15 protein-coding genes are annotated in these 15,104 nt (G+C 66.3%); 6 read left to right on the top strand and 9 right to left on the bottom strand.

Annotation, left to right across the window (positions count from 1 at the left end):
• Positions 1 to 56: 56 nt before the first annotated feature.
• The 6 genes from Q4610_RS17075 to Q4610_RS17050 form a co-directional block, all read right to left on the bottom strand.
• A complete protein-coding gene (locus tag Q4610_RS17075; RefSeq protein ID WP_304537182.1) occupies positions 57 to 770 on the bottom strand; it encodes a copper resistance protein B in 714 nt (237 codons plus the stop codon).
• 141 nt (positions 771 to 911) lie between these two features.
• The gene (locus Q4610_RS17070) at positions 912 to 1,877 is read right to left on the bottom strand and encodes a copper resistance protein B (RefSeq protein WP_304537181.1); all 966 of its coding nucleotides are present in this window, start codon (positions 1,875 to 1,877) and stop codon (positions 912 to 914) included.
• Positions 1,874 to 3,616 carry a copper resistance system multicopper oxidase gene (locus Q4610_RS17065; protein ID WP_304537180.1) on the bottom strand — a complete coding sequence of 581 codons (1,743 nt, stop codon included), beginning with the start codon at positions 3,614 to 3,616 and terminating at the stop codon, positions 1,874 to 1,876. Before Q4610_RS17065 ends, Q4610_RS17070 begins: the two co-directional genes overlap by 4 nt.
• 24 nt (positions 3,617 to 3,640) lie before the next feature.
• Complete coding sequence (locus Q4610_RS17060) at positions 3,641 to 4,204, bottom strand: RNA polymerase sigma factor (protein WP_304537179.1); 564 nt, start codon at positions 4,202 to 4,204, stop codon at positions 3,641 to 3,643.
• A complete protein-coding gene (locus Q4610_RS17055; protein ID WP_304537178.1) occupies positions 4,201 to 4,638 on the bottom strand; it encodes a periplasmic heavy metal sensor in 438 nt (145 codons plus the stop codon). The genes Q4610_RS17060 and Q4610_RS17055 overlap by 4 nt, the downstream gene beginning before the upstream one ends.
• 7 nt (positions 4,639 to 4,645) lie before the next feature.
• Positions 4,646 to 4,906, bottom strand: coding sequence for a hypothetical protein (locus Q4610_RS17050; protein WP_304537177.1), 261 nt, complete (start codon positions 4,904 to 4,906; stop codon positions 4,646 to 4,648).
• A 150-nt stretch (positions 4,907 to 5,056) separates the two neighbouring features.
• Between Q4610_RS17050 and copC the strand changes: the two genes are divergently transcribed.
• Positions 5,057 to 5,428 carry a copper homeostasis periplasmic binding protein CopC gene (gene copC, locus Q4610_RS17045; RefSeq protein WP_304537176.1) on the top strand — a complete coding sequence of 124 codons (372 nt, stop codon included), beginning with the start codon at positions 5,057 to 5,059 and terminating at the stop codon, positions 5,426 to 5,428.
• Between the two features lie 4 nt (positions 5,429 to 5,432).
• On the top strand, positions 5,433 to 6,296 hold the full coding sequence (gene copD / locus Q4610_RS17040; RefSeq protein ID WP_304537175.1) for a copper homeostasis membrane protein CopD: 864 nt from the start codon (positions 5,433 to 5,435) through the stop codon (positions 6,294 to 6,296).
• A gap of 10 nt (positions 6,297 to 6,306) precedes the next feature.
• Here copD and Q4610_RS17035 read toward each other — a convergent pair whose 3' ends face one another.
• From Q4610_RS17035 to Q4610_RS17025, 3 genes are all read right to left on the bottom strand, one after another.
• Entirely contained in the window at positions 6,307 to 7,023 is a 717-nt protein-coding gene (locus Q4610_RS17035; protein ID WP_304537174.1) for a cupin domain-containing protein, read from the bottom strand.
• 79 nt (positions 7,024 to 7,102) lie between these two features.
• Positions 7,103 to 9,625 carry an ABC transporter permease gene (locus tag Q4610_RS17030; RefSeq protein WP_304537173.1) on the bottom strand — a complete coding sequence of 841 codons (2,523 nt, stop codon included), beginning with the start codon at positions 9,623 to 9,625 and terminating at the stop codon, positions 7,103 to 7,105.
• A complete protein-coding gene (locus Q4610_RS17025; protein ID WP_304537172.1) occupies positions 9,622 to 10,323 on the bottom strand; it encodes an ABC transporter ATP-binding protein in 702 nt (233 codons plus the stop codon). Before Q4610_RS17025 ends, Q4610_RS17030 begins: the two co-directional genes overlap by 4 nt.
• On the opposite strand from Q4610_RS17025, the gene Q4610_RS17020 reads away from it, so the two are divergent.
• From Q4610_RS17020 to Q4610_RS17005, 4 genes are all read left to right on the top strand, one after another.
• Complete coding sequence (locus Q4610_RS17020; protein ID WP_304537171.1) at positions 10,322 to 11,035, top strand: arylesterase; 714 nt, start codon at positions 10,322 to 10,324, stop codon at positions 11,033 to 11,035. The two genes, Q4610_RS17025 and Q4610_RS17020, sit on opposite strands and share 2 nt — an antisense overlap.
• Before the next feature lie 322 nt (positions 11,036 to 11,357).
• Positions 11,358 to 12,554 carry an AAA family ATPase gene (locus Q4610_RS17015; protein WP_304537170.1) on the top strand — a complete coding sequence of 399 codons (1,197 nt, stop codon included), beginning with the start codon at positions 11,358 to 11,360 and terminating at the stop codon, positions 12,552 to 12,554.
• 32 nt (positions 12,555 to 12,586) lie between these two features.
• Positions 12,587 to 13,687 carry a ParB/RepB/Spo0J family partition protein gene (locus Q4610_RS17010; protein WP_304537169.1) on the top strand — a complete coding sequence of 367 codons (1,101 nt, stop codon included), beginning with the start codon at positions 12,587 to 12,589 and terminating at the stop codon, positions 13,685 to 13,687.
• A 112-nt stretch (positions 13,688 to 13,799) separates the two neighbouring features.
• Positions 13,800 to 14,966, top strand: a complete 1,167-nt coding sequence (locus Q4610_RS17005) for a replication initiator protein A (protein ID WP_304537168.1) — start codon at positions 13,800 to 13,802, stop codon at positions 14,964 to 14,966.
• Positions 14,967 to 15,104: the final 138 nt, after the last annotated feature.

Raw genomic sequence — 15,104 nt, 5'->3', positions numbered from 1 at the left:
TGCCGCACATCATATGCGCGATGCCTGACGCGCTTGTCGCTATGGCTTCGTGCGCCCTAAAGACTGAAGCCGAAGCCGATCACCCCCATGGTCGATTGCAGCGTGTCGCCCTGCGCGCGAGCGAGGTGACGGGTGGCCCCCAGCAGCCTTTCGTGAACGACGCCGGCATAGGCGTTGATTTTGGACGTGAGCCGGTAACGCAAGCGCACCGTCCCTTCCCCTTCGGTGAAGCCCGATCCTGTGGCTTCGGCCACGCTCGACCGGGCCGACCAGCCAACCGCGACACGCGGTTCCAGATACAGGCGCGGGGTGATCGGAAGCTGATAGATGACCTGGCCTTCCCCGGTCAGTCGTCCCCGATCGGACAGAAAGAGATAGCTTTCCCAGTTGAGTCGCGTACCGATCATACCCTGCGCACCGATGACGGCGTGGACATCGCGCGGGTGCGGCTTGACATCCTTGCGTATGCCCACAAGCCAGGTCGTGTTGCCGACGGTGCGGCCGTAAAAGAGCCGGGCCTGCACCTCGTCAATCTGGCTGCCGAGCGCACCCCCGCCCTGCGTCACCAGCATGAGCTGGTCAGTGGCATTGCCCAGCGAGAAGCTGCTGTCGAGCAGGAATATCGCATCGCCCTTGCCCGCGCGCACTTCGATCAGGTCGAAGCCGCCGCTGAGCGCCCATGGGCCAGCATCGTCCGTCTGCGCCGTCGCGGCGTCCGGCGCGAGCAGGACGCAAAGAGACAGGAAGCCTGTACAGGCGGAACGCAGCATCTACCCTGATCCGTTCTTTTCGGTATCGGGATCGCAGCTTAGCCAGACAAAACGGCGCAATGAAACGAAACGGGCCGTCCCCCGCCGGCTTGATGACAATTTCTGGCGGAGGGTCGGCAGCTTATGCCGAAATGAGTCGCATTAGAACCAGAAGCGGATCCCCATCACCAGGCTGGTGGCGGAGGCCCCCTCCCCTGCCGCGCGCGCATAGCGGGCGGTGTCGCCGAAGCGCCGTTCCCAGTTGACGCCGATATAGGGCGCGAATTCGCGGGCAAATTCGTAGCGCAGACGCAAGCCAAGCTCGACATTCGACAGGCCGGACCCGATACCCAGGTCCGGCACATCCTGCGCCGCGACATTCACTTCGGCGGCCGGCTGGAGAACGAGACGCTGGGTTATGCGCTGATCATAGCTGCCTTCCAGGCGGAGATGGGCATCGCCCTTGTTCGACAGGAATGCCTGCGCCTCCACTTCGAACCAATAGGGCGCGAGCCCTTCGATACCGATGGTGGCGTAGGTGCGCCGGGGCTGGGGCCGGAAATCCTGACGGACGCCGGCGACAAGGTTCCACCAGGGGTCGATCGCGCGGCTGTAGAGCGCCTGGACTTCGGCGCTTTCCAGCGGGCCGCCGACAGCCCCCTCCCCTTCCGACTTGACGGCAAGGCGATCGATGTCGCCGCCGATCCAGCCTTCGCCTTCCCAATGATAGCCATCGCTGCCCTTTTGCGCCCGATATTCGAGGCGGTCGATCATGAGCTGGGAAAAGGTCATGCCGCCGCTTTCCTGGCGCATCGCGGCGCGGGCGCGGGCCATGGTGGTGGGGTCGTAAAAGGCTTCGGCGGCGTGATCGGTCGGGATTGCGGGCGCAATGCCTTTGGGCACATCGTTCGATGCGGGCGCGGCGTGGCCGGCATGGGGATCGGCCGGATCGGCTGGCGTGGGAGCGGCATGGCCTGCGTGCGGATCGGCAGTTTCGGTGGCAGCCGGCGCGACTTCCGCCTGTGGCATCTGATGCGCGCCATGATCCATCTGGCCATGATCCTGCGCGAAGGCGGGCACGGCGGCACTTGCGAGCAGCAGCGCAGTGGCGGTGATCAGGCGCTTCATGCCGCGTCCTCCGTTACATGACGAACAGTGACGACGCGCATCATGCCCGTATGCATGTGCATCAGCATGTGACAGTGGAAGGCCCAGTCGCCCAGCGCATCGGCCGTCAGGTCGAAGCTGACCTTGCCGCCGGGCAGGACGTTCACCGTATGCTTGCGCGGATTGTGCGCCGGATCATCGCCGGTCAGTAATTGAAAGAAATGGCCGTGGATATGGATGGGGTGCGGCATCATCGTGTCGTTGATGAGGGTGACGCGGACGCGCTCCATATGGCGGAAGGCGATGGGGTCGGCACCGTCGGACAGCTTCACCCCGTCGAAGGACCACATATAGCGTTCCATGTTCGCGGTCAGGTGAATGTCGAGCGAGCGGGTCGGCGTGCGCACGTCCTGATTGGGTTCGAGTGCGCGCAAATCGGCATAGGTGAGGACGCGATGATCGACATCCTCCAGCCCCGTGGGCCGGTCGGCGGTGCGATCGGCGGGCATGGACGAAAGGGTGGCGACGCCCGGCCCCATCGGTACGTCCGGCGCGACCGAGGGGTCGAGCATCTTCATGCTATGGCCGGCCATGCTGTCATTGGCGGGCTGGCTGAGGTCAATGACGCCCCCCTGCCCCATGTCCATGCCGGACATGTCCATCCCCATGTCCTTCATCGTCAGCAGCGGGCGCTGGCGCAGATCGGGGATCGGCGCGACCATGCCAAGCTGTGGCGCGAGCGTGGCGCGGACCTGGCCGGAGCGGTCGATGGCTTCGGCGATCAGGGCATAGGCTTTGGCGTCGGTCGGCTGGACGATCACGTCATAGGTTTCGGCGATGCCGATCTGAAATTCGTCGGTGTCGACCGGCTGGACATGCTGGCCGTCACACTGAACCACGGTCATGGGCAGGCCGGGCAGGCGGACGTTGAAATTGGTCATGGCGGACGCATTGATGATGCGCAGGCGGACACGTTCGCCGGGGGTGAACAGGCCGGTCCAGTTTTCGGGCGTGCCATGGCCGTTGACGAGGAAGCTGTAGGTGGAGCCGGTGACATCGGAAATGTCGGTCGGGTCCATCCGCATCCTGCCCCAGTCCATCCGGTCCTTGAGGCCCTGATCCTTGCCCGCGAGCAGACTGCCAAGCGTCTGGCGCTGGAAATTATGATAGCCGCCCATCTGCTTGAGGCGTTTGAGCAGCATATGCGGGTGGACCGGCGACCAGTCGGCCAGCACGATCACATGTTCGCGGGTCGCCTGTACCGGATCGACGCCGGCGGGGTCGATGACGATCGGGCCATAATGGCCCATCGCCTCCTGCATTCCCGAATGGCTGTGATACCAGTAGGTGCCCGACTGGCGGATCGGAAAGTCGTAGGTGAAGGTTTCACCGGGCCGGATACCGGGGAAGCTGACGCCGGGAACCCCGTCCATCTGGAACGGAACGATCAGTCCGTGCCAGTGGATCGACGTGTCCTCTTTCAGATTATTCGTGACGGCGAGGCGGACATGCTGCCCTTCGCGCAGGCGGATGAGCGGCGCGGGGACAGTGCCGTTGATGGTGATCGCATGCGCCGATCGTCCGCCGGTGCCGAAATGGCTTTCCCCCACGGCGAGCGCGATCGTCTCGCCCGACAGGACGCCGGGCGCGGGATGCAGGCCCGGCGTGCCGCTGCGCGCCCAGGCGGGGAAGGCACCGGCCAGTGTCAGGGCGGCGGCGCTTTTGAAGAGGGTGCGGCGGTCGAGGGACAAGTCGGTCATGCCCCATCATACGCGGCGGGGCGTTCAACCCCTCAAAATTTCCGCCAGTTTCGCGCGGGCGCGATAGAGCCGGGTTTCGACCGCTTTTTCGGTGACGCCCAGCACCTGCGCGGCTTCCGCCTGGCTCATCTGTTCGATCGTGCGCAGGAGGAGGGCGTCCTTGAGGTTTACAGGCAGGCTGGCGATCGCGGCGTTGATGCGGGCGAGTTCACGCCGCGAATGGGCGGCTTCCTCCGGCGTGGCGTCGGGCGCGGCAATGTCGCGCGCGTCGTCGATCGGCCGGGCGAAGGCGAAGAAGCGACGGACGGTGCGGCGACGCGCCCAGTCGCGGCATTTGTTGAGCGCGATACGGGCGATCCAGACGCGAAACGGCCGGGCGCCATCATAGCGGGCGAGCGCGGCGAAGGCGGCGACGAATGTTTCCTGCGTGATGTCGAGCGCTTCGTCGCCATCGCCGACATGACCGCGGGCCAGACGATAGACAGCGTCGCGATGGCGCGCCATCAGCGCGCCATAAGCCGTTTGCTGCCCCGCCAGCGCGCGGGCCGCCAGTTGCCGGTCGTCCGGTTCGAAGTCGGCCGCGCTCACCGGGCCGGCTGGGTCAGTGCCCTGACGACGGCGGCGTCGAACTGGGCCGCCTGGTCAGGCCGCAGCACGGCGCGCATCGCGAAGATATGCTGGAGCGTGTCCTTTTGCAGTTGACCCATGACATGATGCGATCGGTCAACCGCTTGCGCGACCTTGGGACCATAGCCATGTTCGGCGGCGATCGCAGCGGCCAGCCGTTGATTGTCGGCGCGCATCGCCGCCTCCAGCGCGGCGCGGCGGGTGGCGAAAGCCGCCTCCAGCGCATGAATCCGCTGTTCCTGCACCGCGTCGAGGGTCAGGCGCTGATGCAGCAGGGCGTGGACTTCGCTTTCCACCTGTGGTTCAGGGGCGATCCAGACCCGCGCGACCAGCACCGCCGCCAGCGATGCGGCGAAAGCGACCAGCGCGACGAGAAGATAGCGACGCACGGTCATAAGGCGCTCATTGGCCAAGCAGGCGGGAGGGGGCATAGTCCGACATGCCGATGGGCAAGGGAGAGGCCTGCGCCGGCGTGGCCGGCACGATGCTGCCCATCCAGCCGATGCCGATCGCCATGATTCCCGCCAGCATCAGGCTGCGCCGCGCGGTCATCTGGTCCCGGCGCTTGGCAACCCCCATCATGACGGCATCCTCCATGTCCGCAAGCCGCGCGTCGGCAGGCATCGCCCGCACCGCGCCCAGCATCTGGTCCAGATCATTCATGCCATCATACTCCGTCCTCTTGCAGGATCATACGCGATGCAAGCGCCCATCCCTCATCAACTGAGACGGAAAAATCATGCGCATGGCGCGAGGGGTCCGGCAAGTCCATGCGTAATGTCCCTTAACACCCCCCCTGTTGGAGATGCTGACATGACCCGCCTGTTCCTGACCGCCGCTGCGTTTGCCCTGACACTGCCGGGCGTGGCGAGCGCGCACAGCAAGCTGCTGTCGTCCACCCCCGCCGCCAATGCGACCGTCGCCAAGCCGACCAGGCTGACGCTGACCTTTTCCGAAACCTTCCTGGCCCCGCTGAGCGGCGCGGAACTGGTGATGACCGGAATGCCGGGCATGGCCAATCATGACCCCATGCCGATCAAGGGATTCAAGACCGCCGTGGAAGGCAAGACCATGACCCTGACCTTCCCCCGCGCCCTGCCCGCCGGCAGCTATGACCTGAAATGGCATATCGTCGGCGCCGACCAGCACAAGATGGAAGGCGGTTACAGCTTCAAGGTCAAGTAAACCGATGACCGAGGGGGTTTTGATCGGCGCGCGACTGGCGTTGATGATCGACCTTGCCCTGCTCATGGGCCTGCCGCTGTTCTGGTGGGTCATGGGCATGGCAGGTCGGCGGGGCGTACTGGTGGCGCTGGCGATCGGCGGCATGGCGCTGTCCGCGCTATGGCTGCTGGCAAGTGTCGCCGCGATGACCGGCACGCCGATCATCCCCCCCGACTGGGCCAGCGCGCAGATATTGCTGACCATGACGCCGATCGGCCCGGTGCTGGCGGTGCGTGGCGGGGCGCTGTTGCTGGCGCTGTCATGCGCATCCGCCGGCCGTCCCAAACTGGTCCTGATCCCTGCGGCCGTGGCCGCCGCAACGCTGGCCTGGACCGGCCATGCGGGCGCGACCGAGGATATGGCCGGAACGATCCACCGTGCCGCCGATGTCGCCCATATCTGGGCGGCGGCGGGCTGGATCGGCGCGCTGGCGGTATTGCTGCATGCCGTGCTGGCGCTGCGACCGGCCACGGCCGAGATGCGCCGCGTCGCCACCATGCTGTCGCGTTTCGCCCTGATGGGAACGCTGATCGTTGCCACATTGATGGTCAGCGGGATCATCAATGGCGTGATGATCGTGGGACTGGCCCAGATGCCGGATCTGGCAGCCAGCCGCTATGGCTGGCTGCTGGGCGCCAAGCTGATGCTGTTCGGCCTGATGCTGGGGCTGGCGGCGCTCAATCGCTGGCGCTTGACGCCGGCACTGGAGAGCGCGATGCCGCAGCGCGCGATCGCGCATCTGCGGCTGTCGCTGCTGGTGGAAACGAGCGCCGCCATCGCCATCATCGCCCTGGTCGCGTGGCTGGGGACGCTCGATCCCATGGGCTGATACCCGTCGGTCAGGCGGGACGGTAGATGCAATAGACCTTCTTCACATGGACCTGGCTGTCCCAACTGCAACTGGCCCCCTGTTCCACCAGAAAGATGTCGCCCCGGTTGAACATGCCTTCCGCGCCGGCTTCATCGACGAAGGTGACGCTGCCGTCGAGCAGATACATCAGTTCGAAATGGCCATAGCGCATGGCGCGGCGATAATAGGGTGTCGAATCCCAGGTGCCGGCCATGAATTCGCCGTCTTCCGATTTCCAGTCCGAATGGTTGCGACATTCGGGCGTCGGCCCCACCAGCAATTCCGCGAGCGGGGCGCCTGATGGAGCCAGCGGCGCGTTGGCGTCGACGGGGATGATCGCGCCATCGCCGGCCGGGCCGCCGGTGCGGCGCATGAACAACAGGCGGGTGTCGGTGTCAGCCGACCATGCAAAGGCCGCGCCGGCGCGCAGGACGAGGCTGTCGCCTTCGCCAAGGGTCAGGTCGATCGCGCCGCCGGCGATGCGGACGGCGCCGGATTCGACGATGATGAATTCATCGGCGGGCATCGCGGCGACCATGCCTGCGCCTTGCGCCAGGGTGATCAGCCCGACGCTGATCGGGCCATTGGCGAGCGGACACTGCGCGCGGGCAGCCAGGAAAGGGTCGCCCTCCCCGACCGTGACAGGCGCGCCGGCAGCCCAGGCGCGCAGATCGATGAAACTGCGGATCAATGTTGCGTTGGTCATGACGGCCTTTCCATTGGACAGGACCGCAGAATAATCCCTGATGCGCGGCACGATGCGCCGTTTGCCGCGCGGCGGGCCGTCAGACCTGCCGCAGGGCGCGGGCCGGACGGACGGATAGCAAAGGCAGCGATCCGGCAAGCCCGATGCCGAGCGTCAGCAACGCCCCGCCCGCCAGCGTCGCCAGCACCACCGGCCAGTCGGGCGCCCAGCCGAAGTCGAACACCTGGACGATGACGAACCACGCCGCCACGCTGCCCAATCCCAGCGCCACCAGCGCCAGGATCGCGGCGAGCAGCCCATATTCCAGCGCCTGACCGCCCAGCAGTTGCGCGCGGGTCGCGCCCAGCGTCTTCAATATCACGCTGTCATAGCTGCGCGCCTGACGCGAGGCGGCGATCGCGCCGACCAGCACGGCGATGCCGGCGAGGATCGCGACCGACGCGGCGACGAGGATGGCGCGCGACATTTGCGTGAGGATCGTGCCGACCTGATCGATTACGTCCCCCACCGCGATCACCGACACGCCGGGAAAGGCGCTGAGCAGCGCGCGGGTCATGGCCGTGTCGTGGCGCGGGTCCATGGTGATGGTCGCGGCCACGCTATGCGGCGCAGATTGCAGCGTGGCGGGCGAGAAAACCAGGATATAGTTGAAACCCATCGTGTCCCAATTGACTTTGCGCAGCGAAGCGATGCGCGCCTCTATCTCACGGCCGAGGATGGAAACGGTGAGCGTGTCGCCGACACCGATATTGAGCGTCCTGGCCGCCTCCGCATCGAGCGAGACGAGCGGCGGGCCCTGATAGTCTTTGGGCCACCATCGCCCTTCGACCAGGTCGCTGCCTTCGGGCAGGGTGGCGCTGTAGGTGACGCCGCGCTCGCCGCGCAGGAACCAGGCGCCTTCGGGCAGCGTGTCGAGGTCGGCGACCCGCTGCTTGCCGAAGGCCGTGATCGTGCCACGCAGGACCGGGACGATGTTGAGCTGCGCTTCGGGCGCCTGTTGCGCGACGATCCCGCGGAAGCGGGCCTGGTCGGGCGCGGGGATGTCGAGCACGATCTGCGCCGGGGCCTTTTTCGGGACGACGCTGCGGATTTCAGCATTCAGGCTGGTTTCAATGCCGGCCAGGGTGACGAACAGGGTGAGCGCGAGGCCGAGCGCCACGATCAGCGCGGCGGTCTGCGCGCCGGGGCGGTGGAGATTGGCGAGCGCGAGCCGCAGCAAGGGGCGGCGCGGCCGGGGCAGACGGCGCGCGAGGCGGCTGACGGCGAGGCCAAGACCGAGCAGCAGGAGCAGCACGGCGGCGACCGCGCCCAGCACGGCGGCGGAGAACAGCGGTTCGCGCGCGGTGCCGAGCGCCAGCGCGACGAGCAACAGGCTGCCCATCGCCATCGTGACGAGGCTGCGGCGGTCGAGCCGGGCGCGGCTTTCGACCGCGCCACGGAAAATGGCGGCGGCGGGCTGGGTGCGGGCCTTGGCCAGCGGCGGGAAGGTGAAGAGGAAGGCGATCAATGCGCCATAGGCGGCGCTGACCAGCAGGGGCATGGGATAAAGGCGGAAACCGGGGCTGACCGGCAGCACATCGCCCGCCAGCGCCACGACGAGCGGCGGCAGCGCCGCGCCGACGACCAGGCCCGCGCCGATGCCGAGCAGGGCGACCGCCCCCACCTGCATCCGGTAGATGCGGGCGATGTCGGTCGAGGTCGCGCCCAGCACCTTCAAGGTGGCGATGCCGCCGCGCTTGGCCGCGAGATAGGAGGCGACGCCGTTGCTGACGCCGATGCCGGCGATCACCAGCGCGGCAAGGCCGATCAGCGAGAGAAATTGCCCCATCCGTTCGATGAAGCGGTTGGCGCCGGGGGCGGCGCGATCCCGGTCCTTGAAGCTCCAGCCTTCGTCGGCGCGGGCCTTTTCCCAATCCTTCACCACCTTGGCGGCGTCATGGCGGGGGTTGAGGCGGATGCGATATTTGCTGGTGTAAAGGCTGCCGGGCTGGATCAGGCCGGTGCGGCGCAGCCCGTCCAGCGAGACGATCGCCACCGGGCCAAGGGTGAAGCCCTCCCCCAGCCGGTCGGGTTCTTCGGCGATGATGGCGACGATGGTGAAGTCCGCCTGGCCATAGCGCAGCCGATCCCCGCGCCGCACGGCGAGCCGTTCGGCCAGCGCTTCGCCGATCAGGATATGGTCGGCGTCGAGCGGGCGGTAGGTGGCATCGCGCAGGGTGAGCGCACCATAGAGCGGATAGGCGGTGTCGACGCCCTTGAGTTCGGTGAGGACGGCCGGCGGGGCGTCGCCCCTGCCCTGCCCGTCGCGTTGCGCCATGGCACGCATGCGGATGGTTTCGCTGAGCGTGCCCAACTGGCCAAAGGCCTGCTTGTCGCCGAAGCCCGCTTCGCGCTGGGTCATGGCGATTTCGACATCGCCACCCAGTATGACCCTGCCCCGGTCGCGCAATTCCTGGGTGATGGCCGATGTCAGGCTGCCGATCGCCGCCAGCGTGGCGACGCCCAGGAACAGGCAGAGGAAGAGCAGCCGGAGGCCCCGGAAGCCCAGATGCAAATCGCGGCGGGCGATGCGCCAGGCGGCCGGCCAGCCAAGCGCGTTCATGCGGCGCGATCCGCGACGATCTGCCCATCGCGCATTTCGATGATGCGGCCGCAGCGTTCGGCGAGCAGCGGATCATGGGTGATGATCATCAACGTCGCCCCGGCCGCACGTTGGCGGTCGAACAACAGGTCCATGATCGACGCGCCGGTGGCGGCGTCGAGATTGCCGGTCGGTTCGTCGGCGAAGATCAGCGTCGGGCGCGGCGCGACCGCACGGGCGATGGCGACGCGCTGCTGCTCGCCGCCCGACAGTTGCGCGGGATAATGGTCGAGCCGGTGGCCAAGGCCGACCGCGCGCAGTTCCTCCGCCGCTTGCGCAAAGGCGTCGGCATGGCCGGCCAGTTCGAGCGGCACGGCGACATTTTCCTGGGCAGTCATGGTGGGGAGCAGATGGAAGCTTTGCAGCACGATGCCGATGCGGCCGCGCCGGGCGCGGGCCAGGTCATCCTCCCCCAATGCGCCGAAATCGACGCCGCCCACATTCACGCTGCCGCCGCTGGCGCGTTCGAGGCCGGAGAGCACCGCCATCAGCGAGCTTTTGCCCGATCCCGATGCCCCCAGCAGAGCGACGCTTTCGCCGCGCAGGATGGACAGGTCCACGCCCTTCAGGATCGTCACCGGCGCGTCGCGCGTGCCCAGCGAGAGGGTGACATTCTGCGCGCGGATCGCGATAGTGGCAGGATCGATGGGCATATGCATGAAGAAGGAGCGCTCCTTGGCGGGCAGATGGATGCAATATGGGGCGATGGCGCTGATTGTCCATGTGGCGAGCGGCTGTTCGGACAAGACGCCGCCCCCTCCCCCGCCGGCGGACGCCGCGCAGGTGGCGAACATGGTGGCGCCGGCGGCGGACGCCAGGCTGGTCGTGGCGTTCGGCGACAGCCTCTATGCCGGCTATAATCTGGACCAGGACAAGGGGCTGGCCCCGGTGCTGGAACAGGCGCTGAACGCGCGCGGAGTGAAGGCGCGGGTCGTCAATGCCGGGGTGTCGGGCGATACCAGCGCGGCGGGGCTGGCGCGGCTGGCCTTCACGCTGGACGGGTTGCCGCGCAAGCCCGACCTGATGCTGGTGGGGCTGGGCGGCAACGACATGCTGCGTGGCCTCAGCCCCAGGGAAACCCGCGCCAATCTGGGCGCGATCCTGATCGAGGCGCAGCGGCGGGGGATCAAGGTGGTGCTGACCGGGATGCTGGCGTCGCCCAATATGGGGCCGGATTATGCGGCAGCGTTCAACCCCATCTATCCCGACCTTGCGAAACGCCATGATGCGACGCTCTACCCGTTCATCCTGGACGGGGTGATCGGCCAGCGGGCGTTGCAACTGCCCGACGGCATCCATCCCAATGACAGGGGCGTGACCGTGATCGTCCGGAAACTGGCGCCGGTGGTGGCCGGCGCGCTCAAGCCATGAGCATCCCGGCCGGATGAGCGGACAGGGTTTCACGCAGCGCTGGTCCGGTCGGTAGCGACGATATGACAGCGGCGATGCAACCGGCGGCGATCGTCACCAGCCGCATGGATGGGCGCGCCGCTGGCCGATCCCGGTTGTTATTGTGACACCGAGTGGAACATATGCAACGCTGTTTGCAGGGTGCGACAGCGGGTAGAAGCGGGATGCCGATTGCAGGCGGTCGAGGGCAAAGGCTGAGGCAAATTCCGGCAGCCATTGCGGAATTGAAGCAAATCTGCAATGCTGGTGCAGATTAAGCTTCAACTTCGCATATGGGGTCGGAATGAACGCAATCGTGGATCAGATCGGCGATCTGGCTGAAGCTGGCGAAAAAATGGTGGAAAGGCTGCGGCGCAAAGCCTTTCTGCCTGAAAGCCGCAAGGAATTGAACGTGCGTTTCGGTATCGCCGAAGCCGCACAATTGCTGGGCTGTTCCACGAATCGGATTCGCATGGCGGAGGAGGATGGCCGCCTGCCCCCGGCCCCGCCGACCGAAAATGGCCGGCGGCCCGGCTATACGGTCGACGAGATGCTGCATATGCGCGCGGTGCTGGGCGCCAGCCCGGAACGCGCGCCGATGGACGTGCCGGCGATCATCGCGGTGCAGAATTTCAAGGGCGGGGTCGGCAAATCGACCGTCACCACGCATCTGGCCCATTATTTCGCGGTGCAGGGCTATCGCGTGCTGGTGGTCGATTGCGACAGCCAGGCGACGACGACGACCCTGTTCGGCTTCAACCCCCATTTCAACATCCAGCGCGAAGAGACGCTCTACCCCTATCTGTCGATCGACCCCACCCAAGTCGACCTGCTCTATGCGGTCAAGAATACGCCCTGGCCCAATGTCGACCTGATCCCGTCCAACCTGGAACTGTTCGATGTCGAATATGAGCTGGCGGCGGCCGGCAGCGATGGCGGATCGGTGCTGGCGGCGCGCTTCCGCAAGCTCAAGCAGGGGCTGATGGACCTGGCGCGCAATTATGACATCGTGCTGCTCGACCCGCCGCCGGCGCTGGGCACGATCAGCCTGGCGGTGATGCAGGCGGCCAATGCGCTGCTGGTGCCGCTGGCGGCGACGACGCCGGATTTCTGTTCGACCGTCCAGTTCCTGTCGATGATGGACCAGGTGATCGGCCAGTTGCAGAGCGCGGGCATCAGCGTGGATTACAGCTTCATCCGCCTGCTCTGTTCCAAATATGATTCCAACGATCCCAGCCATGCGATGGTGCGCGCGATCATGGAGCAGAGTTTCGGCCCGGCGCTGCTGCCGGTGCCGATCCTGGATTCAGCCGAGATCAGCCATGCCGCGTTGCGGATGATGACCGTTTATGAACTGGAGCGGCCGATCGGCACGCCGCGCACCCACAAGCGCTGCCGCGCCAATCTGGACGAGGCGATGGGGCAGGTGGAAGCGCTGGTCCGGCAGGGTTGGGGGCGCATTGCCCCGGCGCGTGAAGAGGACATCGTCAATGCCGCATGATGTTCACTTTATGTTCTTTGGAGGACAGGGTCATGGCGCGTAAGCAATCAGCCTATCTGGCGGCGCTGCTGTCCGATGAAGCGGAAGGCGCGCAAGCGCCCGAAGCGGCGCCGGAACCCGAAACGATCGAGGCATCGTCCCCGTCCCCTGCCCCTGTCCCTGCCGCATCGCCCCGCAGCGAACGGCCGCGCGGCACGACATTGCTGGGCCGGGAATCGGCGCTGGCGCGGCTGGCGTCGGGCGAGGTGCGGCAGGTCACGCAATTGCTGCTCGACCCCGCACGAGTGCGGATTTGGCCGGGCAATGCCCGCCATTATGCCCACCTGTCGGAGGAAAATTGCCGGGAGCTGATCGATTCGATCGTCGCCGAAGGTGGGCAGAAAGTCCCCGCCGTCGTGCGCCGGGTCGAGGGCGATCCCGATCATGATTATGAGGTGATTGCAGGCACGCGGCGGCATTGGTCGATCAGTTGGCTGCGCGGACATAGCTATCCCGACATGCAGTTCGTCGCCCAGGTCGCGGTCCTGGATGACGAGGCAGCCTTTCGCCTGGCCGACCTGGAAAATCGTGCGCGAAAAGATGTGTCCGACCTGGAGCGGGCGCGCAATTATGCCGAGGCACTGCACACCCATTATGGCAGCCATCTGACCCGGATGGCCGAACGGCTGAAACTCTCCAAAGGCTGGCTGAGCAAGATGATCAAGGTGGCCGGGATACCCGACACGGTGATCGATGCCTTCGCCTCTCCCGCCGATGTGCAGTTGAAGCCGGCCTATGCGTTGGCGCAGGCGCTGGATGACATGAAGGCCGCGGCCCTGATCCGGGCAACGGCCCGGACAGTGGCAAGCGAACAGGCGACGCTGCGCAAACGAGGCAGCGCCGGAATCCCCGCCGCCGATGTGCTCAAGCGGCTGCTCGACGCGCCGCGCTCGGCCTCTGCGACGCCCAGGGCCGAACCCTATGTGTGGACCGGGCCGATCGGTCGCCCTGCCCTGTCGGTCCAGTCGGTCAACCGCCAGGGAATCACGATCAGGCTGCATGCCGGTTCGGGAGCCGACGCGGATTCGCTTGCGGATGCCCTGCGCGATGCCCTGGCGCATCTGGAACGGCGCGGTCAGGGCTTGCAGCGGTGAGGCGCGTTTCCCTGGGGAAACAGAGGGCGTGGCTGGCACCAGTTCCCTCCCCTGCCCTCCTGCCGTTTCCCCAGGGAAACAGCCCAGCGGCTTTACGGAAAGTCCGGCTGCCATGACACGCACCGCCAAGGCCGAGATCAGCGACCAGTTCGAACTGTTCCTGCCCTATATCGCGGACATGCCGCTGCGCGACCAGCGCGAGATGATGGAACGCCCGTTTTTCAGCCTGGCCAAGTCGAAGCGGGTCAAGCCCATCGACTATGTATCGCCCGATGGAAAGGCATGGGTGCATGTGTCGGCCAATCCCGATTATGGCATGGCGACCATATGGGATGCGGACATATTGATTTACTGCGCCAGCGTGCTGGCCGACATGGCGCGGCGCGGCCTGAACGACATTCCGCGCAAGTTGCACCTGATGCCTTATGACCTGTTGCGGGCGATTCACCGCCCGACCACGGGGCGCGCCTATGAATTGCTGGGGCAGTCGCTCGACCGGCTGGTGGCGACGACGATCAAAACCAATATCCGCGCCGAAAACCGCCGCGAGGCGACATTTTCCTGGCTCGACGGCTGGACTCAACTGGTGGACGAGCGCACGGAACGATCGCGCGGCATGACGATCGAGCTTTCCAACTGGTTCTATGAAGGCGTGCTGATGCAGGGCGGGGTGCTGTCGATCGACCGCGCCTATTTCGACCTGACCGGCGGGCGCGAACGCTGGCTTTACAAGGTTGCGCGCAAACATGCCGGCGGGGCGGGAGAGGGGGGCTTTGCCATTTCCATGCCGACCCTGTTCGAGAAATCGGGCGCGGAAGGACAATATCGCCGGTTCAAGTTCGAACTGGCCAAGATCGCGGAGCGCGATCCATTGCCCGGCTATACGATCGAACTGGAACAGGCGGAGGGCAAGAAGGAACCCGCATTGCGGATGCGGCGGCGCAAGGATGCGCCGGCCGTGGCCCCCGCGACAGCATCACGGAGCCCGGCGAACGCCCCGGCGCGCACCGGACCGGAGGAAGCAGTGGAGGCCGTGGATGCCAGCATGCTGATCCGCCGCAGTGTCGCCAGCCTGTCGGCGCGCGCCGGCGCGGGCGAGATCAGCGATGCGACCTTCGCCACCTTGCGGGCCGAATGTCCCGGCTGGGACTATCAGACGCTGCATCAGGACTTCAAGGCGTGGATCGGTGGCGATGCGGAGCGCACGCCGGTCAATTATCAGAAGGCGTTCATCGGCTTCGTCCGCCGCTTCCATGACAAGAACAAGCATCAGCTCTGACCGGCAGGGGAGGCAGGACGCTTCCCCTTCATTCCGGGACCAATCAGCATTCAGCCCCAGAGCGCTACCGGCCTGCCTTCGAGGCCGATGGCGTGAGTCTGGTCCATCCTTGTGCGCGTAGCGGGCCGATGGCGGGCG

The sequence above is a fragment of the Sphingobium cyanobacteriorum genome, assembly GCF_030580935.1.
GTDB lineage: Bacteria > Pseudomonadota > Alphaproteobacteria > Sphingomonadales > Sphingomonadaceae > Sphingobium > Sphingobium cyanobacteriorum.
This window is presented reverse-complemented; position numbering and strand designations above follow the sequence as displayed.

Excerpts from the sequence above, each read along its gene's own strand:
- Q4610_RS17050 (WP_304537177.1), bottom strand. The coding sequence starts at position 4,906 with ATGAATGATCTGGACCAGATGCTGGGCGCGGTGCGGGCGATGCCTGCC.
- copC (WP_304537176.1), top strand. The coding sequence starts at position 5,057 with ATGACCCGCCTGTTCCTGACCGCCGCTGCGTTTGCCCTGACACTGCCG.
- Q4610_RS17035 (WP_304537174.1), bottom strand. The coding sequence starts at position 7,023 with ATGACCAACGCAACATTGATCCGCAGTTTCATCGATCTGCGCGCCTGG.
- Q4610_RS17015 (WP_304537170.1), top strand. The coding sequence starts at position 11,358 with ATGAACGCAATCGTGGATCAGATCGGCGATCTGGCTGAAGCTGGCGAA.
- Q4610_RS17005 (WP_304537168.1), top strand. The coding sequence starts at position 13,800 with ATGACACGCACCGCCAAGGCCGAGATCAGCGACCAGTTCGAACTGTTC.
- copD (WP_304537175.1), top strand. The coding sequence starts at position 5,433 with ATGACCGAGGGGGTTTTGATCGGCGCGCGACTGGCGTTGATGATCGAC.
- Q4610_RS17025 (WP_304537172.1), bottom strand. The coding sequence starts at position 10,323 with ATGCATATGCCCATCGATCCTGCCACTATCGCGATCCGCGCGCAGAAT.
- Q4610_RS17075 (WP_304537182.1), bottom strand. The coding sequence starts at position 770 with ATGCTGCGTTCCGCCTGTACAGGCTTCCTGTCTCTTTGCGTCCTGCTC.
- Q4610_RS17010 (WP_304537169.1), top strand. The coding sequence starts at position 12,587 with ATGGCGCGTAAGCAATCAGCCTATCTGGCGGCGCTGCTGTCCGATGAA.
- Q4610_RS17030 (WP_304537173.1), bottom strand. The coding sequence starts at position 9,625 with ATGAACGCGCTTGGCTGGCCGGCCGCCTGGCGCATCGCCCGCCGCGAT.
- Q4610_RS17055 (WP_304537178.1), bottom strand. The coding sequence starts at position 4,638 with ATGACCGTGCGTCGCTATCTTCTCGTCGCGCTGGTCGCTTTCGCCGCA.
- Q4610_RS17020 (WP_304537171.1), top strand. The coding sequence starts at position 10,322 with ATGAAGAAGGAGCGCTCCTTGGCGGGCAGATGGATGCAATATGGGGCG.
- Q4610_RS17070 (WP_304537181.1), bottom strand. The coding sequence starts at position 1,877 with ATGAAGCGCCTGATCACCGCCACTGCGCTGCTGCTCGCAAGTGCCGCC.
- Q4610_RS17065 (WP_304537180.1), bottom strand. The coding sequence starts at position 3,616 with ATGACCGACTTGTCCCTCGACCGCCGCACCCTCTTCAAAAGCGCCGCC.